This is a genomic window from Nonomuraea sp. NPDC003754 (assembly GCF_053605785.1).
This window is the reverse complement of record NZ_JBSGJX010000003.1, coordinates 144,211-164,651: the sequence shown is the minus strand read 5'-3', so window position 1 is coordinate 164,651 and position 20,441 is coordinate 144,211. Positions and strand designations below refer to the sequence as shown.

Here is a 20,441-nt window from a genome sequence, read left to right as displayed (position 1 = left end):
CGCACATGATCGCCGCCGGCGTGGCCGCTGGTCGTCGTTCCCCGAATCCCTGTCTCCTTGCCGGGCCACTTCGTCGCGCCCGCGCGTTCTCGTACGAGGTCTCTCGCATGTCCGATGCGTTCATCGTCTGCTCCCACCTGTCCTTCTCCTGGCCTGACGACACGCCCGTCTTCAGCGACCTGTCCTTCACCGTGGGCGGCGGCCGTACCGGCCTCGTCGCCCCGAACGGTGCGGGCAAGAGCACGCTGCTCAAGCTGATCGCCGGTGAACACCTGCCCCGTGGCGGCAGCGTGTCCGTCGACGGCGTGCTCGGCTACCTGCCGCAGAGCCTGCCCCTCACCGGCGACCTGACCGTGGCCGAGGTCCTCGGCATCGCCCCCGTGATCGCCGCGCTGGACGCCATCGAATCGGGCGATGCCGCGGAGGAACACTTCACCACGATCGGCAACGACTGGGACATCGAGGAGCGCACCCGTGCCCAGCTCGACCGGCTCGGGCTCGGCGACCTCGCGTTCGACCGCACGCTGCGCACGCTGAGCGGTGGCCAGGTCGTGTCGCTCGGCCTGGCCGCGCAGCTCCTCAAGCGGCCCGACGTCCTGCTGCTCGACGAGCCGACGAACAACCTCGACCTCGGCGCGCGGCGCAGGCTCCACGACGTGCTCGGTGACTGGAACGGCTGCCTGCTCGTGGTCAGCCACGACCGGGCGCTGCTCGACCGTATGGACCGCATCGCCGAGCTGGACCGGGGCGAGGTCCGCTTCCACGGCGGCAACTTCACGGCCTACGAGGAGGCCGTACGCACCGAGCAGGAGGCCGCCGAGCGCAGCGTGCGCAGCGCCGAGCAGGAGCTCAAGCGCGAGAAGCGGGAGATGCAGCAGGCTCGCGAGCGGGCCGAGCGCCGGGCGAGCAACGCCGCCCGCAACCTCAAGAACGCCGGACTGCCCCGCATCTTCGCCGGGAACATGAAGCGCGGCGCCCAGGAGGCCGCCGGGCGGGCGGGCCAGACGCACGCCGCCCGCGTGAGCGACGCCAAGGCCAGGCTCGACGAGGCAGGGCGTGCCCTGCGCGACGATCAGAAAATCGCGCTGCAACTGCCCGGGACCAACGTCCCCGCAGGCCGCACGGTCTTCCACGGCGAACACCTTCAGGCCCGCGGCCTGTTCGCCGAGCCCGGCATCGACCTGGTGATCCGGGGACCCGAACGCATCGCGCTGACCGGCCCCAACGGCGCGGGCAAGTCCACCCTGCTGCGCCTCATCAACGGCGAGCTGGAGCCGGACGGCGGCACGACCAGGCGAGCCGACGGCCGGGTGGCCTACCTGTCGCAGCGGCTGGACCTGCTCGACGTCGAGCGCACCGTGGTCGAGAACCTGGCCGCGTTCGCGCCCGGCATGCTGGAAGCGGAGCGGATGAACCTGCTGGCCCGCTTCCTGTTCCGGGGCGCCCGAGCCCACCTGCCGGTCGGGGTGCTGTCGGGCGGCGAACGGCTGCGCGCCACCCTCGCGTGCGTGTTGTGCGCCGAGCCGGCGCCCCAGCTGCTGCTGCTCGACGAGCCCACCAACAACCTCGACCTGGTCAGCGTGGGGCAGCTGGAGAGCGCGCTCAGTGCGTACGAGGGGGCGTTCGTGGTGGTCAGCCACGACGAGCGGTTCCTCGCGGAGATCAAGGTGGAGCGCTGGCTGGAGCTGTCCGGAGGGCGGCTGCTGGAGACCGGGGCGCCCGCCGGTGAGTGACGCGCTGCTCGCCCGCGATCTCGTACGGACGCTGGGCGCGCGGCGCGTGCTCGACGGCGTCTCGCTCACCGCCGCACCCGGCCACCGGATCGGGCTGATCGGCGAGAACGGCGCGGGCAAGTCCACCCTGCTGCGCCTGCTGGCCGGAGCGGACGAGCCGGACTCCGGCAGCGTCGTACGGCCCGCGGACCTGGGCTTCCTGCCCCAGGAGGCGCCGTTCGCCGGCGACGCCACGGTCGCCGACGTGCTCGACGACGCCCTGCGAGAGGCCCGTACGGACCTGGCCGAGCTCGACCGGCTCACCCGGGCGCTCACCGAGGCCCCGGACGACGCCGCTCTCCTCGAAGCGTACGGGGCCCGGCTCGACCAGGCGCAACAGCGCGATTCCTGGGACGCCGACCGGCGCGCGGAGGTCATCCTCGACCGGCTCGGCCTGGGTGGCGTGCCGTACGGGCGCGCGCTCGCGTCGATGTCAGGCGGGCAGCGCGGGCGGCTCGCCCTGGCGGCGCTCCTGATCAGGCAGCCCGCCGCGCTGCTGCTGGACGAGCCCACCAACCACCTGGACGATGCCGCCGCGGTGTTCGTGGAGGAGCAGCTGCGCGGCATGACAGGCGCGGTGGTCGTGGCCAGCCACGACCGGGCGTTCCTGGACGCGGTCTGCACCGACCTGGTCGATCTCGACCCGGCGGTGGACGGGCCCGTCCGGTACGGAGGCGGGTACGGCGCGTACCTGGCCGAGAAGCGCGCCGAGCGCGAGCGCTGGGAGCGGCGCCACGCGGAAGAACAGCAGGAACTCGGCGAGCTGCGCCGCGCCGTCGCGGTGACGGCGCGGCAGCCGGCGATGGACGGCTTGCGACGTGACAACGAGAAGATGGGATACGGGCACCGCGCAGGACGCGTGCAGCAGCAGATCTCGCGGCGGGTCCGCAACGCCGCCCGCCGGCTCGCCGAGCTGGAACGCGAGCAGGTCCCCGCCCCGCCACCCCCGCTCCGCTTCCACCCCCGCACCCTGGTCACCGTCGCCGCCGATGCCGCGGAGGCCACCCACGGTGCGGGCGCCGGTGCAGTGGAGGCGGCTCGCGCCGTCGCCGACGGCGCGGGTGCGGGTGCCGGTGTCGCGGGGGCGGCCCACGCCATCGCCGACGGTGCGGGTGTCGGTGCCGAGGAGGGCGCCTGCGATCCCCACGACGAAACCTTGCTGTCGCTGCGGGACGTGCGGGTGCCGGGACGGCTCTCGATCGACCGGCTCGACGTGGCGCCGGGGGAACGGCTGCTGGTCACCGGGCCGAACGGGGCTGGCAAGTCCACGCTCCTGGCGGTGCTGGCCGGACGGCTGGACGCCGAGGGAGAGGTACGGCGACGGCGCGGGCTGACCGTCGGACTGCTGGCCCAGGACACCGTGTTCGAGCGGCCGGACCGCACGGTGCGGGAGACGTACGAGCGGGCGCTCGGTCCGGAGCGCGCCGAGTCCGTACCGCTGCGCTCGCTCGGCCTGATCAGCCCGCGTGACGTGGACCTGCGCGTGGGGGAGCTGTCGGTCGGCCAGCGCCGCCGGCTCGCGCTCGCGCTGCTCGTGGCCGATCCTCCCGTGGTGCTCCTGCTCGACGAGCCCACCAACCACCTCTCACCCCGCCTGTCCGACGAGCTGGAAGAAGCCCTGGGCACCGACGGGTCCGGCGCGATCGTGATCGCCAGCCACGACCGATGGCTGCGCTCCCGCTGGCAGGGCCCCCGCATCCACCTGCCGCCGACACGTACGGGGGCCCTTTACCCGACCATGTGAAAGGGTGGTCGAGTGAGACCCCTGTCGCTCGCCTGGGGGACGAAGTCGGACAACCACTTCATCACCGCAGGACACCGCCTCCCGACCGGCAGGCCGTCCACCCTGCTCACCGACGGCAACGCCCTGGGTGACGTGGCCGGGCACCCGGACGCCGGAAAGATCATCGCAAAGGGCGTCATCAGCGGCGGAACCGACGCCGAGTCGGTCACCGGGCCGCTGCTCGAATGCGCCAACCACTTCACCGACATCAGGATCGCGACCCGCCTGTTCGGCGGCGACATCAAGAAGCGCAAGATCGGCTGACAATGCGGACAAGAGGGCATGTCGCGATCGTTGTGGCCGGCATTCTCTGCGTGGCCGGATGTGCTCGTCAGGCGCGGTGGTACGGCATCGAGTCCGCTGCCGTCGCGCCTGACGGGCGTACGGTCACCGCCACGATCGTCGTGGGCGTGCCCGGCCCTGACGGGAAGTCGTGCCGGGAGGTCACCGACACCGACGTGACGGAGTCGTCTGCGGAGGTGGTGATCGGCGTCGAGGTGCGCAACACCTGCGAACCCGTCTTCCCGTGGGAGAAGGCGCTGATGCAGAAGGGCATGGGGTACCCGTTGAACATCCAGCTCCAGCTGACGAAACCCCTGGGCGGGCGGCGCCTGGTCGATCGTGCGACAGGACGGGAGCTGTCCTGAGGCGGCGCCTTCGATTCCGACCACCTGGGCACCGCGGGCCGAGAGCTCGGCCCGCGGTGGCCTGCCCCACAGCCGACATCCAGGATCCTGGCGCCGTCGATGAGCACGGTGACCCACAGCTCCTCGCACATCTTCCGGTGGTCCGCCTCCGTGCCGATCAACAGCATTCGGCCAGGGGTGAACCAGGCGCCTTAAGCCGGCGGGCCAGCGGGATACGGCTGGCTATCGCGGGAATCATCGGCTCAGCTCCTGCGCGGCCAATCGACAACGAGTCGGATGTAGGTCTTGTCGATGACGAAGCGCGGTTCGGCAGCCGTCAGCCGGTCGCGGGCATCGCCTACGGCCATGCGGAAGCTCGGCTCTGGGGCGTTGTTGCCCCAGCCGCGGTCCCACTCGCCGATCTCGGTGGTGACCTGGTCGGCGAGTTCGGCGGCGCGCGGACCGTGGCCGATGGCGCCGATCTCCCAGAATCTGCCCTTTTCCTCCCGGCCTTCGCGCACGGTCAGGTAGGCCAGGGTGTCGCCGTCGAGCGCCGCCATGGAGCCCCAGCCGAAGTGCGGGGTAAAGCCTGAGCGGGACCCGGGCATGCGGGACAGGCCGTTAGGCAGTACGCACGCCAGGTACAGGTACAGCCACTGCCAGGGGTCCCCCTGACGGAATTTGACGCCGGAGTAGACCTTGACCTGCGGCTGGTCCAGGACGGTGCGGATCGCGTCGCGGTCAACGTCCTGCTCGTTGAAGGTCTCCAGGCGCACGTTCCCCTCACCGGCCATGGGCACGAGGGTGTAGATGTCGTCGCAGACGCCCTTGCGCAGGGGAACGAATGTCGCCATCTCGCACGAGACGGCCTTCCAGGCCTGACCGTCGCGTTCGAAAGCGAAGGATCGCGAGATGCTGCCGCGAATCCGCATCGGGATGACCAGGCGTCCGTCGGGGGCGAGCTGGTCGAGGATCCTCTCAGGGATGTCGCCGGTGCCGACGGTGAACTGAATGCGGTCGAAGGGGGCGTGTTCGAGGAGCCCGGCGGCGCCGTCGCCCAGCACGACGGACACGTTTGAGGCACCGGTCTGCGCAAGATTCTTCTGGGCGCGGTCGACGAGGTCCTGGTCGACATCCATGGTCCACACGTGGCCGCCGGGGGCCACCAGTTCTCCGAGCAGTCGGGCGTTGTAGCCGGTGGCGGCCCCGGCTTCCAGTATCTTGTGGCCGGGCTTGGCGTTCAGCTGCTCCAGCTGGATAGCGACGATGGAGGGCGCTGAGATGCAGGAGATCATCTCGCCCGTCTCGTCGTGCTTGATGGGCACGGCGTCGTCGATGTACGCGGCCTGAGTGTCGACGCCGGGGAGGAACCGGTGGCGTTCAGTGTTCCGGAAAGCGCTGATGGCTTCGGGGGTGCTCAGGTATCCGCTGTCGATGAGGCGGGTCACGAGCGCTTCGCGCAGGCCAGTCGGGTCAGTTGTAGAGGTCCAGGTGGTCTCCATTCGAGTGAGGTTAGAAGCCGCGGAGGTGGACTGGCTGGCAGACACGTCGGCTGCTACCCCGTCGGCGAAGGCGATCTAGCGGCCTAGCCATCCGCTGACGTGGTGTCCACCCGGCTCCGTGACATCCTGTCCGTCCGCTGGGCGCTGCACTGCACCCCTCCGCAAGTCCTCCGACGCCATCCTCGGCCAGGGACGAGCCTCCAGCGGGTGCAACGCCGCCACCCTCGACGTCACCCAACGCGGCACAGGTTTCCTGCTGGCATAAGACTGGAACCCTGCGCAGCCGGAGGTGAGAGTGGTGGTCAAGGACGGTGACGGGTGGATCCTGTGCTCGCAGGGTCACACCCACTGGGGCCGGTACGGCGCGGCGGGCCTGCTCGCCGTCCACTGGGATCAGGACGGCGTGCCGCGCGTGCTGATGCAGGAACGCGCCCCGTGGAGTCACCACGGCGGCACCTGGGGGCTGCCGGGCGGGGCGCGCGACAGTCACGAGGACCCCGTCGAGACCGCGCTGCGCGAGGCCAGGGAGGAGGCGGCGCTGTCGGGGGAGGGGCTGCGGGTGCGCGGCGTCTACCGTGACGACCACGGCGGCTGGCTGTTCGACACCGTGATCGTCGAGGCCGGGACGCTGCTGCCGGCCGTACCGGGGAACGAGGAGAGCGCGCAGCTGTGCTGGCTGACGCCGCCCGAGATCGCCGACCTGAAGCTCCATCCGGGGTTCGCCGTCACATGGCCGCGGATCCAGACCGCCCTGAACCCGGAGCTGGTGGTGCTCGACGTCGCCAACATCGTCGGCGCGCGGGCCGAGCACGGCTGGTGGCGGGACCGCAAGGGCGCGGCGGCCAAGCTGCTGGCGGAGACGGCGAACGCGAGCCTGCGGCACCTGGTGCTCGCCGAGTGGTTCCCCGACGTGGTCGCGGTCGTGGAGGGCGCGGCCCGCGGTCTGCCGCCCGTCGGCGGCATCGAGGTCGTCGACGCCGACGGCAGCGGCGACGACGCGATCGTCGAGATCGTACGGCAGGCGAAGCCCTGGGAAAGGGTGCTCGTCGTCACGGCGGACAGGGGATTGCGCGAGCGGGTTACCGACCTCGGCGCCGGGGTGACCGGCCCGAAGTGGCTTCTTGGCCGGCTCTGACCTGGCACCATGTGCCCATGTCTGTCCCCCGGACACTGGAGATCCCGCCCGACGAATGGGGCCGGCCGCGCACCGGCAGGCAGCTTCCGTGGCTGTTCCTCGGCATCGTCGCCGCCCTGCTGGCGGGCAGGTTCCTGCTCGCACCCCAGCTGACGGATCCAGGGCTGCAGACGTGGGCCACGATCTTCGTGGCGATCTGCGTGCAGGCGCTGCCGTTCCTGGTGTTCGGGGTGGCGCTGTCGGCGGCGATCGCGGCGTTCGTGCCCGAGGGTTTCTGGACCAGGGCGCTGCCGAAACGGCCCGCGGTGGCGGTGCCGGTGGCGGGACTGGCGGGGGCGGTGCTGCCCGGCTGCGAGTGCGCCTCGGTGCCGGTGGCGTCCGGGCTGATCAGGAAGGGTGTCACGCCCGCCGCGGCGCTGGCGTTCCTGCTGTCCTCGCCCGCGATCAACCCGGTGGTGCTGGTCGCCACGGCGGTCGCCTTCCCTGGTGAGCCGCTGATGGTGCTGGCCCGCTTCGCGGCGTCGCTGGTCGCCGCGGTGTGCGTGGGCTGGCTGTGGCTGCGCTTCGGCAGGAGCGAATGGCTGCGCGCCAGGGGCCACCACCACGGCTCGTTCCTGGCGGCCATGCGCCACGACCTGCTGCACGCGGGAGGTTTCCTCATCGTCGGCGGGCTGGCCGCCGCCACGCTCAACGTCGTCGTGCCGCGCGAGTGGCTCACCGCGGTGGCCGGGGTGCCGTGGTTGTCGGTGCTGGTGCTGGCGTCGCTCGCGGTGCTGCTGTCGATCTGCTCGGAGGCCGACGCGTTCGTCGCCGCCTCGCTGTCGGCCTTCTCGCCGACGGCCAGGCTGGTCTTCATGGTGGTCGGTCCGATGGTCGACCTCAAACTGATCGCGCTGCAGGCCGGGACGTTCGGCAGGGCGTTCGCGGCGAGGTTCGTGCCCGTCACGCTGGCCGTCGCGATCACGGCCGGTGTCCTCGTCGGATGGATCCTGCTGTGAGCCGGATGTCGCAGAACCTGGTCCTGATGCTGCTCGGCGGCGCGCTGCTGCGCATCTCGGCGTTCTCCACCACCTACGTCAACTACGTCAAGCCGGGCTTCCGCCCGTTCCTCGTCGCGGCGGGTCTGGTGATCTTCGTGATCGGGCTGCTCGGCCTGGTCCGCAGGGCCGCTCCCGGCGACCACGACGGCGACGGCTACCATCACGGGCCGAGGGTGGCGTGGCTGCTGTGCCTGCCGGTGTTCGCCGTCTTCCTGATCGCGCCGCCTGCTCTCGGCTCGTTCGCCGCGGCCAGGTCGGACGCTCCGCCGCCCCGGCCGCAGGCGCTGGACGCCTACGCGCCGCTGAAGGGCGACGAACCGGCCGAGATGCCGATGAGCGAGTTCATCGGCAGGGTGTTCAGCGACTCCAGCCAGACGTTGAAGGGCAGGACGGTCAGGCTCACCGGCTTCGTCACGCCGTCCAGGAAGAAGGGGCAGTGGTACGTCACGAGGATGCAGCTGGCCTGCTGCGCCGCCGACGCCTACGCGCTGAAGGTGATCGTGCGTGACGCGCCCCCGCCGGAGCCGGACACGTGGGTCGAGGTCACGGGCACGTGGGTGCCGACCGAGGTGGACGAGGACACCACCGGCGTCGTCCACGCCGAGCTGGCCGCCGTCGATGTGAAGCCGGTCGCGGCCCCGTCGGAACCGTACGAGTAGGCCGGCGGGATCAGGGGAAGGCGGCGTTGAGCCCGGTCACCTCGAGCACCCGGCGCAGCACGCCGTGGACTCCCGTGAGACGTAGGCTGCCGCCGCGCTCCCGCACGTGACGCAGATGGTCGATCAGCACCCAGAGCCCGCTGGAGTCGCAGAAGTCCAGCCCCGCGGTGTCGACCACGATCGTGTGGACGCCCTCCTCCAGCAACTGCGACAGGTGGTGGTCGAGCACCGACGCGGTGAGCTTGTCGAGGTCACCCTCCAGCCGCACGACCGCCGCCCCCGTGGAGCGCTCCACCTCGACATTCAGTTCGGCCAACGCGGTTGCCTCCGGTGTAGGAGCCTTCTCCCGACGGTACACCTCTGCCGGAGGCAGCGTTAGCCGCTATGGTGGTGTGCGCACTGGAGGGTTCGCATAGTGGACGAGTGCAGCCGCCTTGAAAGCGGCCAGGTCAGCGATGGCCTCAAGGGTTCGAATCCCTTACCCTCCGCTCACGCTCCCGCGAAGCCGTCTCCGACGGCCGCGGCGAGCTGCAGATAGGCGTCCCGCGTCGGCTCCTGCAGCCGGTCGAGGTCGATCTCGGCGCCCTCTTCCAGATGCGGGTCGTACGGCACGCGGACCACCGTACGGCACCGCGCCGCGAAGTGCGCCTCCAGCTTGGCGATGTCCACCGCGGACTTGGAACGCGGCCGCACGCTGCACAGCACCACCGTCGCGCTCCCGACCAGGTCGCCGTAGTGGTGCGCCTCCAGCCAGTCGAGCGTCGCCGAGGCGGCCCGCGCGCCGTCCACCGACGGCGAGCTGACCAGCACGATCTGGTCGGCCAGGCCCAGCACACCCGACATCGCCGAGTGGAGCAGGCCGGTGCCGCAGTCGGTGATGCAGATGGAGTAGAAGTTCTCCAGCACCTGCGCGACCTGCTGGTAGTCGGCGGCGCTGAAGGCCTCCGACACCGACGGGTCGCGGTCGGAGGCGAGCACCTCGAGGCGTGAGGTGGCCTGCGAGGTGAAGGCCCTGATGTCGACGTACCGCTTGATCTGCGCGCGCTCGTTGAGCAGGTCGCGCACGGTCGCCGAGGTCTCCAGCTCCAGCTTGTCCGACAGCGTGCCGCGGTCGGGGTTGGCGTCGACCGCGATCACCCTGTCGCCGCGGACCTGCGCCAGCGTGGCGCCCAGGCCGACCGTCGTGGTGGTCTTGCCGACGCCGCCCTTCAGGCTGAGCACCGCGACGCGGTGGTGCCCCGCCGAGACAGGGGTGCGCGCCCTGGACACCAGCGCCCTGCGACGGCGGACGTCCGCGGGCTCGCCGGGCTTGATCCACCCTGCCGACGCCTTGTAGACCAGGCGGCGCCAGCCCTTGGCGGGAGCGTTCCGCCTGCCGCGCAGCAGCGAGTCGGGGTCGAGGCTCTCGGCGGTCGGCCGGTCGCCGGCGGGCGGGCGGGGCGGCGCGGCGAACGCCGGAACGGGCGGCTGGGGGCGGCGCCGTACGGGGAAGGGCTCCTCCTGCACGACCACCTCCACCGAGGTCTCGACCGAGGTCTCCAGCGCGGGCGGCTCGATCCACGGCCGGGTCTCGTGGCGATCCTCGTCGTACTCGGCCTGGTGCCGCGTCGGCTCGGGGCGCGCGGGCTCGTGCCAGGCCGGCTCGTGGGGCTCGGTCACGAAGCGCGGGGACGCGGAGTCGGCCTCCCTGGGCAGGCCGAACGAGAAGCCCTCGAAGGCCGGCTTCTCCTGGCGCGGCGGCTGGACGGCCGGTTCGGTGTCGACCACCTCGCCCTCGACCGTCTCCACGTCCGTGATGCCCTCGAAGCTCTCGGCGGGCGGCTGCGGCCACGCCGGACGCGGCCAGGAGGGGTCCGTGCGCTCCTCGGCCGGCAGCGGGTCGAACATGCTGCCCGCGGGCTCGCTCTCGAGCGGCTTGTCGAAGGCCGTCATCCGGTAGGAGTCGGTGTCGTCCGGCCGGGGCAGCGGCTTCAGCGGCGCCATGAAGGCGTCGTCGTCCCGTCCGAAGGCCGGGGGCCGGGGCTCCGCCGGCGCCGTCTCCTCAGAGGCTGCCTCCTCCGGCACTTCCTCCTCCGGAGAGTCCTCGGCCGGGGGCTCCTGCGCCGCCTCGGGGCCGTACACCGAGTCGACCGCGGCGCGGAACAGCGGCGGGGTCGGGGTCTCCTGCTCGGTCGGCACCGACAGCCACGGGTCTTTCGGATACGGTGAAACGACGGTGTCGTCCGCGGCTACGGCGACGGCACCGGTCTTGGCGCTGACCTTGACGGACTCCTCGTCGTTCTCCTTGATGGCGTCGAGCCAGGCGAGCTGTTCCTCGAGAGATTCCTCACGATCGTGCCGGGCCACCGTGTTCCCCCTCGGGACGGGTGTAAAGGGGCAGCAAACACCTTGCAGATTAACGCCCTGTGTTCCGTCGAATGCAGCCAACCCACAAGTTCCGTGCCCGGCTACGGTGGGTCGCATGCGAGCGATTGTCATCACCAAGCCCGGTGGACCTGAGGTTCTGGAGTGGCGGGAGGTGCCGGACCCTCGCCCTGAGCGGGGCGAAGTCGTGATCGATGTCACGGCCTCCGCGGTCAACAGAGCCGATGTGATCCAGCGGCTGGGCTTCTACGACCCGCCGCCCGGCGCCTCGCCCTATCCGGGCCTGGAGTGCTCGGGGGTGATCTCCGAGGCCGGCCCCGACGTCGTCGGGTTCGAGGTCGGCGACCGGGTCTGCGCGCTGCTGGCCGGCGGAGGCTACGCCGAGCGCGTCGCCGTGCCGTGGCAGCAGGTCATGCCCGCGCCCGGCGGGCTGTCGCTGACCGAGGCGGCGGGACTGCCCGAGACGGTCTGCACGGTGTGGTCGAACGTCTTCATGACGGCCAGGCTCCGGCGCGGCGAGACGCTGCTGGTGCACGGCGGCGCGAGCGGCATCGGCACGACCGCGATCCAGCTCGCCAAGGCGTTCGGCGCGCGCGTGGTGGTGACGGTCGGGTCGCCGGAGAAGGCCGAGCGCTGCCGGGAGCTGGGCGCCGACGAGGCGATCGACTACCGCACCGAGGACTTCGCGGAGAAGGTCCAGGCGGACGTGATCCTCGACATCATGGGGGCCAGGTATCTCCCGGGGAACGTCAAGGCGCTCAGGACCGGCGGGCGCCTGGTCGTGATCGGGCTGCAGGGCGGCGCCAGGGGCGAGCTCGACCTTCACGCGCTGACCAGGAAGCGCGCCGCCGTCCACGGCACCACGCTGCGCTCCAGGCCGGTGGACGAGAAGGGCGCGATCGTGCGCGGGGTGGTGTCCGACGTGTGGCCGCTGGTGGCGGCGGGCGCGGTCAGGCCCGTCGTGCACGCGCGGCTGCCGATGGCCGAGGCCGCCCGCGCCCACGAGCTTCTCGACTCCGGGTCGCACGTGGGCAAGATCCTGCTGGAGGCCCGTCCCGAGGAGTAGGAGCTTCGGCTACCACGAGGCACCTGCGCCAGTTGCAGGTAGGTTTGAGGGCATGAACGCTGAGGAGAACACCCCCCACATCGTGGTGGTGGGACCCGAGGGCATCAGCGCCCAGGGCGATAGTGATGCGCACGACGAGCGGTCGATCACCAACCTGGTCGAGCAGCCCGCCAAGGTGATGCGCATCGGCAGCATGATCCGCACCCTGTTGGAAGAGGTCAGGGCGGCGCCTCTCGACGAGGCCAGCCGCAAGCGGTTGAAGGAGATCCACGAGAGCTCCATCAAGGAGCTCGAGGACGGTCTCGCCCCCGAGCTGGTCGAGGAGCTCGAGCGGTTGTCGCTGCCGTTCACCGACGACAACGGCACCCCGCCGAGTGACGCCGAGTTGCGCATCGCCCACGCCCAGCTCGTCGGATGGCTTGAAGGCTTGTTCCACGGGATACAGACCACCCTCTTCGCGCAGCAGATGGCGGCCCGTGCCCAGCTGGAGCAGATGCGCAAGGCGCTGCCCGGCGGGTTGACGCAGCAGGACGCGCAGCGGGCCAGCGGCTCCGGCCCCTACCTGTAGAGCTCTTCCAGCACCGCCGCCACGCCGTCGTCGTCGTTCGCCGCGGTCACGTGGTCGACCGCGGCGAGCACGTCGGGATGGGCGTTGGCCACGGCGTAGGAGGTGCCTGCCCAGGCGAGCATGGGCAGGTCGTTCGGCATGTCGCCGAACGCGATGACCTCGTCGGGCTCGATCCCGTGCGCCGCCGACAGCGTGGCGAGGGCGGAGGCCTTCGTCACGCCCTGAGCGCTCATCTCGACCAGCGCCCTGCCGCTGGAGTGGGTGGCGGTCACCAGGTGGCCGACAAGCTCGTGGACGGCCGCGTGGAGGCTGTCGGGGTCCATTCCGGGATGAAGGGCCAGGAGCTTGGCACAGGGGCGCGAGGTGAGCGTCGAGGTGCCGACTCGCAGCCCCGCCACGGCCTTGCTGTCGATGCCGCTGAGCCGGAAATCCGACTCGTGCGCAAATCCGCCTTCGTACTCGACCGAAAATGTCAGATCGGGGACGTTCGCTCGAAGCTGAGCGACGACCTCTTCGAGGATGTCGGCCTCGATGAGGTGGGACTCCACGATCCGCTCGGTGTGGAGGTCGTAGAGCAGCGCTCCGTTGGCGCAGATGGCCAGTCCGCGGTGCCGTACGGCATTGGCGACCACCTGCATCCACCTGGGCGGACGGCCTGTGACGAAGACCAGCATCGCCCCGGCGCGCTCGACCTCGGCGAAGGCCGCGGCGGTGCGCGAGGACACGGTTCCGTCGGCGCGGAGGGCGGTCCCGTCGAGGTCGGTGGCGACGAGTCGAGGGGCGGGAGAGTGGCTCGGCATAACAGCTTCCAGTTTGCACTGTGCGGCCGCAGTCCAGAAATCTTCCCGGCGCGGGAACACCAACGCGGCGGAATGGTGTTAGATGTGATGGCGTTGTATTAGCTGATCCCGAAGTGAAAACCGGCACGAGATTGTCTGAGCCACCCCGGGTGCTTGCTGTACGACACACCGGGATTCGCGAGGTGCGGGTCCCATAGATTCACATCCTGAGGGAGAGCTTTTATGGCTCAGGGAACCGTCAAGTGGTTCAACGCCGAGAAGGGCTTCGGCTTCATCGCCCCGGACGGCGGTGCGCCGGACGTGTTCGTGCACTTCTCCGAGATCGTCGGCTCCGGCTACCGCAGCCTTGAGGACGGCGCGCGGGTCGAGTTCGAGATCACGCAGGGCCAGAAGGGGCCGCAGGCCTCCCAGGTTCGCGCTGTCTGACCTGATAGCTACGAGTTGAGAGCGGGGACCATCCAGGTCTCCGCTCTTCTCGTGTCCGCCTCCTCGTGGCCGTCCCCGGCGCTCAGCGGTACACCAGCCCCGACAGCCGCCACGCCAGCCTCTTCCTGAAGACCGGGAGCACCGCCAGCACCCTGAGCAGGACGTTCCGCAGCGGGCGCCACCGCCTGCCGACCGTCGCCAGCCCGGTGAGCCGCCCGGCGAACCTCACCACCTGCTCGGCCGCAGGCCGCCGCCGGGCCGCGTAGCCGTCCAGCGGGCCGTCCGAGCCGGTCCGCAGCGCCTCGCCCAGCGCCTCTCCGAGCGCCGCCGCGTCCTGCAGGCCCGCGTTCATCCCCTGCCCGCCCGCCGGGCTGTGCACGTGGGCGGCGTCGCCCGCGAGCACCACGCGCCCGGCACGGTAGCTGTCGGCGACCCTGTGGTGCACCCTGAAGCGCGATCCCCAGACGACCTCCTCGATCACCACCGGCTCCTTCGCGGGGCCGCGCAGGTCGAGCAGGCGCTGCACGAAGGCCACGTCCGGCTTGTCCGGCGCCTGGTCGACCGTCGCCACGATCCTGAACGCGCCTCCCGGCAGGGGCGCGACCACCACCAGGCCCTCGGGGGAGAAGAACAGCTCGACCTCGTCGGCCGGGACGCCGCCGCGCAGCCGTACGTCGGCCAGGGAGAACGACTCCGCGTACGTCCCGCCGGTGAAGCCGATGCCCGCCTGCTCACGCACGGTGCTGTGCATGCCGTCCGCTCCGACGAGGTACCTCGCCCGCACCTGGCTGCCGTCGTCGAAGGCCGCCGTGACGCCCTCGCCGTCCTGCTCCAGCCCCACCAGCCGGTACGGCCTGGCGACGCGCCCGCCGAGCGCCTCCAGCCTGGCCAGCAGGATCCGCTCGGTGTCGGCCTGGGAGATCATCAGCGTGTAGGGGTAGGCGGTCGGCAGCCGCCGGAAGTCGACGGGCACCAGCACCCTGTCCCTGTCCCTGATCGTGAAGCGGGGGGAGTGGATGCCGCGCGCGGTCATGGTCGCGGTGACGCCGAGCGGTTCGAGCACCTCGAGGGTGCGGGCATGGACGACGGCCGCGCGGGAGGTGTTGTCCCCCTCGGCCTGGTCGTCGGCGACGGTGACGTCGAAGCCCTGCTGGGCGAGGGACACGGCGACGGCGAGCCCGGTGGGGCCGGCGCCGATGACGAGGACGTCCGTGCTGGTGTTCATCTCGCACTTCCTTCCGGTCAACGCTTGTTGGCATCACTATGACCCCGCGGCGAGTGGCATGTCAACACTTGTTGGCCTACAGTTGTCGACATGAGGAGAACGTCCGAGGACACCAAGGCGGCGATCCTGGCCGCCGCCAGGGAACGCTTCGCCGCCGACGGCTACGAGAAGGCCACCATCAGGGCCATCGCCGCGGACGTGGGCATCGACCCGGCCATGGTGATGCGCTACTTCGGCGCCAAGGAGAAGCTGTTCGCCGCGGCCGCCCACATCGACCTGCGCTTCCCCGACCTGACCGCGACGGCCCCCGAGGAGGTGGGGGCCGCGATGGTCAGGCACTTCCTGTCGCTGTGGGAGGCCGACGAGGCGCTCCAGGTGCTGCTCCGTACCGGTGTCACCAACGAGGCCGCCGCCGGGCGCATGCGGGAGATCTTCGCCGCCCAGCTCGCGCCCGTGGCCGCCCGCCTGTGCCCCGATCCCGCCTCGGCACCCGTCCGGGCCGGCCTGGCGGCCTCCCAGATCCTCGGCATGGCGTTGGCCCGCTACATCCTGAGGCTGCCGCCGGTGGTCGCCATGACGCACGACGAGATCGTCGCCTGGCTCGGTCCCACCCTCCAGCGCTACCTGACCGCCTGACCGGCCGCCGCGACATGATCACGGTGTCTAGGGTGTCGGGCATGCGAACGATCTGGCGGATCGTCATGGTGTCAGCCGCCCTCGGCGGCATCGCGTGCCTGGTGGCCGTGCTCAGGAACCCTTGGGTGGCCTTCACGGTGCAGAGCAACATCCTGCTGGCCGCCTACTACCTGTGGCGGCTGCTCGGTCGCGAGACGTCGGCCACGGTCAAGGGTGCCGTGACGCTGTACCTGGTGATCACCGGCATGGTGGCGTTCGTCGCCCTGCCGCTGCCCGACCTCGGCGGCGGGCCGCGGCACTGGGGCAACCTCCTGCTGCACGTCGTGACCCCCGTGATGGCGCTGGTCGACTGGACGGCCTTCGACCGGTCGCGCCGTCCGCACCGGGCCGACCCGCTGAGATGGCTGGCCTTCCCGCTGGCGTACGCGGCGCTGGTGCTGGTGGCGGCGCCCGGCCTGCCGCGCCGCATGGCCGGCAGGCACCTGGGTCTGGACACCCTGGCCTGGACCGACTACGCGGTGGCAGCGCTCGCCTTCGTCACGCTGTTCGTGACGGCCGGCTACGGTCTCGTCGCCCTCCACCGTCTGGCCGCGCGCCGGGAGCGGGCCGCCTGACCCGAGAGACGGGCGACCTGCCCCGAAGGTGATCGACCTGCCCCGAGGGTGATCGACCTGCCCGGAGGGGTGACCTGCCCCGAGGGTGATCGACCTGCCCGGAGGGACGGGTGACCTGACCCGAGAGACGGGCGACCTGCCCCGAGGGTGATCGACCTGCCCGGAGGGCCGAGCGACCTGCCCCGAGGGTGATCGACCTGCCCCGAGGAGCGGCCTGAAGGGGTGATTCGCCTGGTCCGAGGGGTGATCCGGCTGGCGCGAAGGTGATCGACGTCGTCTAAGGTGGAGACATGCTCTGACGCCTGCCCGGGCCCCGGGCACCCCCGCGATCTCCTTCGCCCGCCTGTCACATCCGACTCCGGCCCGACGAAGGAGACACCTCACTCATGACCATCGACGTCCCCGACGCGTTCGCCGCGTCCTACGGCGCCAACGGTGCTGAGGCGCGCGCCTGGCTCGCCGTGCTCCCCCGCCTCGGCGGCGACCTGCTGGAGCGCTGGGAGCTGCGCCCCGACGGCCCGGCCGCCCACGGCATGGCCTCGCTCGTCCTGCCCGTGCGCCGGGCCGACGGCACGCCCGCCGTCCTCAAACTGCAGCAGCTGAGGGAGGAGACCGCGGGCGTCGCCACCGGCCTGCGAGCCTGGAACGGCGACGGCATCGTGCGTCTGCTCGACCACGACGAGGAGAGCGGCGCCCAGCTGCTGGAACGCCTGGACGCGGCCAGGACGCTGGCGACGGTGCCCGGCGACCACGCGGTCATGCCGGTCCTCGCCGACCTGATGGCCCGCCTGACCGCGCAACCGGCCCCGGCCGGCCTGCGGCGGCTTGCCGACATCGCCGCCGCCATGCTCGACGAGGTACCGCAGGCCGTCCCGGCCCTGCGTGACCCCGCCGAGCAGCGGCTGCTGCGCACCTGCGCGGCCGCGGTGGCCGAACTGGCCGGTGAAGCCGGCGACCGCCTGCTGCACTGGGACCTGCACGACGGCAACGTCCTGGCAGGGGAGCGGCAGCCCTGGCTGGCCATCGACCCCGAACCGCTGGCCGGCGACCCCGGGTTCGAGCTGCTGCCGGCGCTGGACATCCGATGGGATCAGGTGGCGGCGACCGGCGACGTCGAGCGTACGGTGCTGCGCCGCTTCGACCTGCTGACCGAGGCCCTCGGCCTGGACCGGCAGCGGGCGACCGGCTGGACGCTCGGCCGCGTCCTGCAGAACGCGCTGTGGGACATCGAGGACGGCAGGGGCGCGCTCGAGCCCGCCCAGGTCGCCATCGCCACGGCCCTGCTGGACCGCGCGGCCCCTGCCGTACGGGGATGACGACGTCGGCCCCACGCGACAGGCGCGGGGCCGCTAAACGTGACGGCCCCGCACGCCGGGCACGGGGCCGCTAAAAGTGACGGCCCCGCGCGACAGGCGCAGGGCCGCTAAGGGTGACGGCCCCGCGCGACGGGCACGGGGCCGCTAAACGTGACGGCCCCGCACGCCGGGCGTGCGGGGCCGCGGGCGGGCTACTTGGCCGGCTCCAGGACGTCGAGGCCCACGTAAGGCCGCAGCGCCTTGGGCACCACGACCGAGCCGTCGGCCTGCTGGTGGTTCTCCAGGATGGCGACGATCCACCGGGTGGTGGCGAGCGTGCCGTTGAGGGTGGCCAGGAACTGCGGCTTGCCGTCCTTGTCGCGGAACCTGGCGCCCAGCCTGCGCGCCTGGAACTCGGTGCAGTTGGACGTCGAGGTCAGCTCCCGGTAACGCCCCTGGGTCGGGATCCACGCCTCGCAGTCGAACTTGCGCGCCGCCGACATGCCGAGATCGCCCGCCGCGGTGTCGATGATGCGGTACGGCACCTCGATCTTGGCCAGCATCTCCTTCTCCCACGCGAGCAGCCGCAGGTGCTCGGCCTCGGCCTCCTCCGGCCTGCAGTAGGAGAACATCTCGACCTTGTCGAACTGGTGCACACGGATGATGCCGCGGGTGTCCTTGCCGTAGGAGCCCGCCTCGCGCCGGAAGCACGACGACCAGCCCGCGTAGCGCAGCGGCAGCTGCCCGCCGTCGACGATCTCGTCGCCGTGGTAGCCCGCCATCGACACCTCGGAGGTGCCGACCAGGTAGAGGTCGTCGTCGGGCAGGCGGTAGATCTCCTTGTCGTGGGCGACGTGGAAACCGGTGCCGGCCATGGTCTCGGGCTTGACCAGCACCGGCGTGATCATCGGGATGAAGCCCGACTCGATCGCCTGCTGCATGGCCATGTTGAGCATTCCGAGCTGCAGCCGCGCGCCGACGCCGCGCAGGAAGAAGAAGCGCGAGCCGGACACCTTGGCGCCGCGCTCCATGTCGATGGCGCCGAGCAGCTCGCCGAGCTCCAGGTGGTCGCGCGGCTCGAAGTCGAACTGGCGCGGCTCGCCGACGGTCTCCAGCACGACGTAGTCGTCCTCGCCGCCGTGGGGCGCCTCGGTCGAGACGATGTTGGGGATGGTGCCGAGCAGCTCCTCCAGCTCGGCGGCGAGCTTCTCGGCCTCGGCCTCGGCCGTCTTGACCTGGCCGGCGAGGTCCTTGGCCCGCTGCAGCAGCGCCTGCTTCTCCTCGCCCGAGGCCTTGGAGACCGACTTGCCCATGGACTTCTGCTCGGCGCGCAGAGACTCGAACGAGGTCAGCGCGGCGCGGCGGCGCTCGTCCAGGTCGAGCAGCGTGTCGACGACGGCGTCGTCCTCACCGCGGGCACGCTGCGAAGCCCGTAGCCGGTCGGGGTCCTCACGAAGGGTACGCAGGTCAATCACACCCCAAGGCTACCGACCCGTCACCTCCGCCCGCGCCCGCTTTCCCATCTGGTGCGGCGTCCGGGGCGGACGCGCTGGTGGCGCCGAGGGACGCCGGTCAGACCCGGCCCGACCGGATGCGCGCCAGCCAGTCGCCGGCCTCGGCGAAGTCGGCGTCCGCCGTACCCCTTTTGGCCTGGGGGGCGACCCCGTCGGCCCGCGGGTAGCTGCCGAGGAAGCGCACCTCGCCGCAGACCCGGTGCAGGCCGGACAGCGCCTCGCCGACCCGGGCGTCGGCGACGTGACCCTCGAAGTCGAAGTGGAAGAAGTAGCGCCCGATGCCCTCGCCCGTGGGGCGCGACTCGATGCGGGTCAGGTTGACCCCGCGCACCGAGAACTCGGTCAGCATCTCCAGCAGCGCGCCAGGGTGGTCGTCGGTGAGGAAGACCACGAGCGTGGTGCGGTCGGCGCCGGTCGGCTCGGGCAGCGGCCCCGGGCGGGCGACCCTGACGAAGCGGGTCACCGTGTCGGACCTGTCGCCGATGTCGGCGGCGATCTCGACCAGGCCGTAGTGCTCACCGGCGATGCGCGCCGCGATCGCCGCGTCGTACGGCGAGCCCGGCAGCGAGACCTCCTGGGCCGCGGCGGCCGTGGAGGGGGCGGCGACGACGACCGCGTCGGGCAGCTCCCTGGCGATGAAGCCCCTGCACTGGGTGATCGCGGCCGGGTGGGTGTAGACGCGCTTGATGTGCCTGAGCTCGGTGTCGGGCCTGGCCAGCAGCGAGAACTGCACCGGCAGCAGCAGCTCCGCCGTGATGAGCAGCGGCTCGCCCCAGGCGAACTCGTCGAGCGTCGAGGTGATCGCGCCCTCGAGGGAGTTCTCCAGGGGGACGACCGCCCCGTCGGCCTCGCCGGTGCGGCAGGCGTTGAGCGCCGCGCTGACGGTGGCGCAGGGCAGGCGCTCGGCGTCGGGCGCCATGAGCCGCAGGGCCTCTTCGGTGAAGGTGCCCTCCGGCCCGAGATAGGCGAGACGAGACATGACTACAGGGTAGTCAACGCCTCGCCATCTGTGGTTCGAACTCGGGTCCGAGGCCGAGCCTGGCCGCGCGTACGGCCTCTTCCTCCTCGGGCGACAACGGCTGCGCGCCCTTGCCGCCGACCACCGGACGCACGTAGGTGCGGGTCTCGGAGCGGCCGTTGATGGACGTGAGCACGATGCCGTCGCCCAGGCCGTTGATCATGGCGATCGAGAACGAGAGGCGGCCGGTCATCTCATGGAGCGCGTCGTAGCGGTAGACCGCCACGTCGCGGATCGCCTTGAGGTCACCCCTGCCGGCGGCCTGCCGGGCGAGCATCCGCCGGCAGTCGTCGAGGGCCTCGCGCGCCCGCCTGAGCGCGAGCCAGCCGATGACGGCGCCACTGACCCCGGGGAGGACGCCCACGACGAGCCAGAGAGTAATCAACACATCACCAAGA

General features: G+C 71.5%; 21 protein-coding genes and 1 tRNA gene. 14 read left to right on the top strand and 8 right to left on the bottom strand.

What is annotated here, in order from left to right; all coding sequences use genetic code 11:
- Positions 1–107 precede the first annotated feature (107 nt).
- Genes ACWEVS_RS05195 through ACWEVS_RS05180 form a run of 4 tightly spaced genes read left to right on the top strand, consistent with a single transcriptional unit; the run spans position 108 to position 4,202 of the window.
- Positions 108–1,733, top strand: a complete 1,626-nt coding sequence (locus ACWEVS_RS05195; RefSeq protein WP_452550024.1) for an ABC-F family ATP-binding cassette domain-containing protein — start codon at positions 108–110, stop codon at positions 1,731–1,733.
- Positions 1,726–3,516, top strand: a complete 1,791-nt coding sequence (locus tag ACWEVS_RS05190; protein WP_452550022.1) for an ABC-F family ATP-binding cassette domain-containing protein — start codon at positions 1,726–1,728, stop codon at positions 3,514–3,516. Before ACWEVS_RS05195 ends, ACWEVS_RS05190 begins: the two co-directional genes overlap by 8 nt.
- Positions 3,517–3,528: 12 nt before the next feature.
- Entirely contained in the window at positions 3,529–3,819 is a 291-nt protein-coding gene (locus ACWEVS_RS05185) for a hypothetical protein (RefSeq protein WP_452550020.1), read from the top strand.
- 50 nt (positions 3,820–3,869) lie between these two features.
- Positions 3,870–4,202 carry a hypothetical protein gene (locus ACWEVS_RS05180; RefSeq protein ID WP_452550018.1) on the top strand — a complete coding sequence of 111 codons (333 nt, stop codon included), beginning with the start codon at positions 3,870–3,872 and terminating at the stop codon, positions 4,200–4,202.
- 242 nt (positions 4,203–4,444) lie between these two features.
- Here the strand turns inward: ACWEVS_RS05180 and fxlM are convergent, their stop codons facing one another.
- Entirely contained in the window at positions 4,445–5,683 is a 1,239-nt protein-coding gene (gene fxlM, locus ACWEVS_RS05175) for a methyltransferase, FxLD system (RefSeq protein WP_452550016.1), read from the bottom strand.
- A gap of 298 nt (positions 5,684–5,981) precedes the next feature.
- Between fxlM and ACWEVS_RS05170 the strand changes: the two genes are divergently transcribed.
- Genes ACWEVS_RS05170 through ACWEVS_RS05160 form a run of 3 tightly spaced genes read left to right on the top strand, consistent with a single transcriptional unit; the run spans position 5,982 to position 8,517 of the window.
- On the top strand, positions 5,982–6,818 hold the full coding sequence (locus ACWEVS_RS05170) for an NUDIX domain-containing protein (protein ID WP_452550015.1): 837 nt from the start codon (positions 5,982–5,984) through the stop codon (positions 6,816–6,818).
- A 17-nt stretch (positions 6,819–6,835) separates the two neighbouring features.
- The gene (locus ACWEVS_RS05165; protein ID WP_449915707.1) at positions 6,836–7,816 is read left to right on the top strand and encodes a permease; all 981 of its coding nucleotides are present in this window, start codon (positions 6,836–6,838) and stop codon (positions 7,814–7,816) included.
- Between the two features lie 5 nt (positions 7,817–7,821).
- Entirely contained in the window at positions 7,822–8,517 is a 696-nt protein-coding gene (locus ACWEVS_RS05160) for a TIGR03943 family putative permease subunit (protein ID WP_452550215.1), read from the top strand.
- Positions 8,518–8,527: 10 nt separating this feature from the next.
- On the opposite strand, the gene ACWEVS_RS05155 is transcribed toward ACWEVS_RS05160, so the two are convergent.
- A complete protein-coding gene (locus ACWEVS_RS05155) occupies positions 8,528–8,833 on the bottom strand; it encodes an STAS domain-containing protein (RefSeq protein WP_449915705.1) in 306 nt (101 codons plus the stop codon).
- A gap of 85 nt (positions 8,834–8,918) precedes the next feature.
- Between ACWEVS_RS05155 and ACWEVS_RS05150 the strand changes: the two genes are divergently transcribed.
- Positions 8,919–9,005 (top strand) — tRNA-Ser (locus ACWEVS_RS05150).
- A 1-nt stretch (position 9,006) separates the two neighbouring features.
- Here the strand turns inward: ACWEVS_RS05150 and ACWEVS_RS05145 are convergent.
- Positions 9,007–10,863: a nucleotide-binding protein gene (locus ACWEVS_RS05145; protein ID WP_452550012.1), complete on the bottom strand. Its 1,857-nt coding sequence runs from the start codon at positions 10,861–10,863 to the stop codon at positions 9,007–9,009.
- A 115-nt stretch (positions 10,864–10,978) separates the two neighbouring features.
- On the opposite strand from ACWEVS_RS05145, the gene ACWEVS_RS05140 reads away from it, so the two are divergent.
- On the top strand, positions 10,979–11,947 hold the full coding sequence (locus ACWEVS_RS05140) for an NAD(P)H-quinone oxidoreductase (RefSeq protein WP_452550010.1): 969 nt from the start codon (positions 10,979–10,981) through the stop codon (positions 11,945–11,947).
- A gap of 52 nt (positions 11,948–11,999) precedes the next feature.
- Positions 12,000–12,515 (top strand): bacterial proteasome activator family protein, encoded by a 516-nt coding sequence (locus tag ACWEVS_RS05135; RefSeq protein WP_354920519.1) that lies wholly within the window; start codon positions 12,000–12,002, stop codon positions 12,513–12,515.
- On the opposite strand, the gene ACWEVS_RS05130 is transcribed toward ACWEVS_RS05135, so the two are convergent.
- On the bottom strand, positions 12,506–13,315 hold the full coding sequence (locus tag ACWEVS_RS05130) for an HAD family hydrolase (protein ID WP_449915699.1): 810 nt from the start codon (positions 13,313–13,315) through the stop codon (positions 12,506–12,508). The two genes, ACWEVS_RS05135 and ACWEVS_RS05130, sit on opposite strands and share 10 nt — an antisense overlap.
- Before the next feature lie 222 nt (positions 13,316–13,537).
- On the opposite strand from ACWEVS_RS05130, the gene ACWEVS_RS05125 reads away from it, so the two are divergent.
- Entirely contained in the window at positions 13,538–13,741 is a 204-nt protein-coding gene (locus tag ACWEVS_RS05125; RefSeq protein WP_354920513.1) for a cold-shock protein, read from the top strand.
- An 82-nt stretch (positions 13,742–13,823) separates the two neighbouring features.
- Here the strand turns inward: ACWEVS_RS05125 and ACWEVS_RS05120 are convergent, their stop codons facing one another.
- Positions 13,824–14,966, bottom strand: a complete 1,143-nt coding sequence (locus ACWEVS_RS05120) for an FAD-dependent oxidoreductase (protein WP_452413063.1) — start codon at positions 14,964–14,966, stop codon at positions 13,824–13,826.
- Positions 14,967–15,056: 90 nt separating this feature from the next.
- Here ACWEVS_RS05120 and ACWEVS_RS05115 point away from each other — a divergent pair, with 90 nt between their 5' ends.
- From ACWEVS_RS05115 to ACWEVS_RS05105, 3 genes are all read left to right on the top strand, one after another.
- Positions 15,057–15,602, top strand: coding sequence for a TetR/AcrR family transcriptional regulator (locus ACWEVS_RS05115; RefSeq protein ID WP_354920507.1), 546 nt, complete (start codon positions 15,057–15,059; stop codon positions 15,600–15,602).
- Positions 15,603–15,643: 41 nt separating this feature from the next.
- Entirely contained in the window at positions 15,644–16,216 is a 573-nt protein-coding gene (locus ACWEVS_RS05110; RefSeq protein WP_452413061.1) for a Pr6Pr family membrane protein, read from the top strand.
- Positions 16,217–16,602: 386 nt separating this feature from the next.
- Complete coding sequence (locus tag ACWEVS_RS05105) at positions 16,603–17,532, top strand: aminoglycoside phosphotransferase family protein (RefSeq protein WP_452550008.1); 930 nt, start codon at positions 16,603–16,605, stop codon at positions 17,530–17,532.
- 191 nt (positions 17,533–17,723) lie between these two features.
- Here the strand turns inward: ACWEVS_RS05105 and serS are convergent, their stop codons facing one another.
- From serS to ACWEVS_RS05090, 3 genes are all read right to left on the bottom strand, one after another.
- Positions 17,724–18,986 (bottom strand): serine--tRNA ligase, encoded by a 1,263-nt coding sequence (serS, locus tag ACWEVS_RS05100; protein WP_354920502.1) that lies wholly within the window; start codon positions 18,984–18,986, stop codon positions 17,724–17,726.
- Between the two features lie 97 nt (positions 18,987–19,083).
- Positions 19,084–20,004: a prephenate dehydratase gene (gene pheA / locus ACWEVS_RS05095; RefSeq protein WP_452413059.1), complete on the bottom strand. Its 921-nt coding sequence runs from the start codon at positions 20,002–20,004 to the stop codon at positions 19,084–19,086.
- Positions 20,005–20,017: 13 nt separating this feature from the next.
- Entirely contained in the window at positions 20,018–20,431 is a 414-nt protein-coding gene (locus ACWEVS_RS05090; RefSeq protein ID WP_452550006.1) for a DUF4446 family protein, read from the bottom strand.
- Between the last annotated feature and the right edge of the window lie 10 nt (positions 20,432–20,441).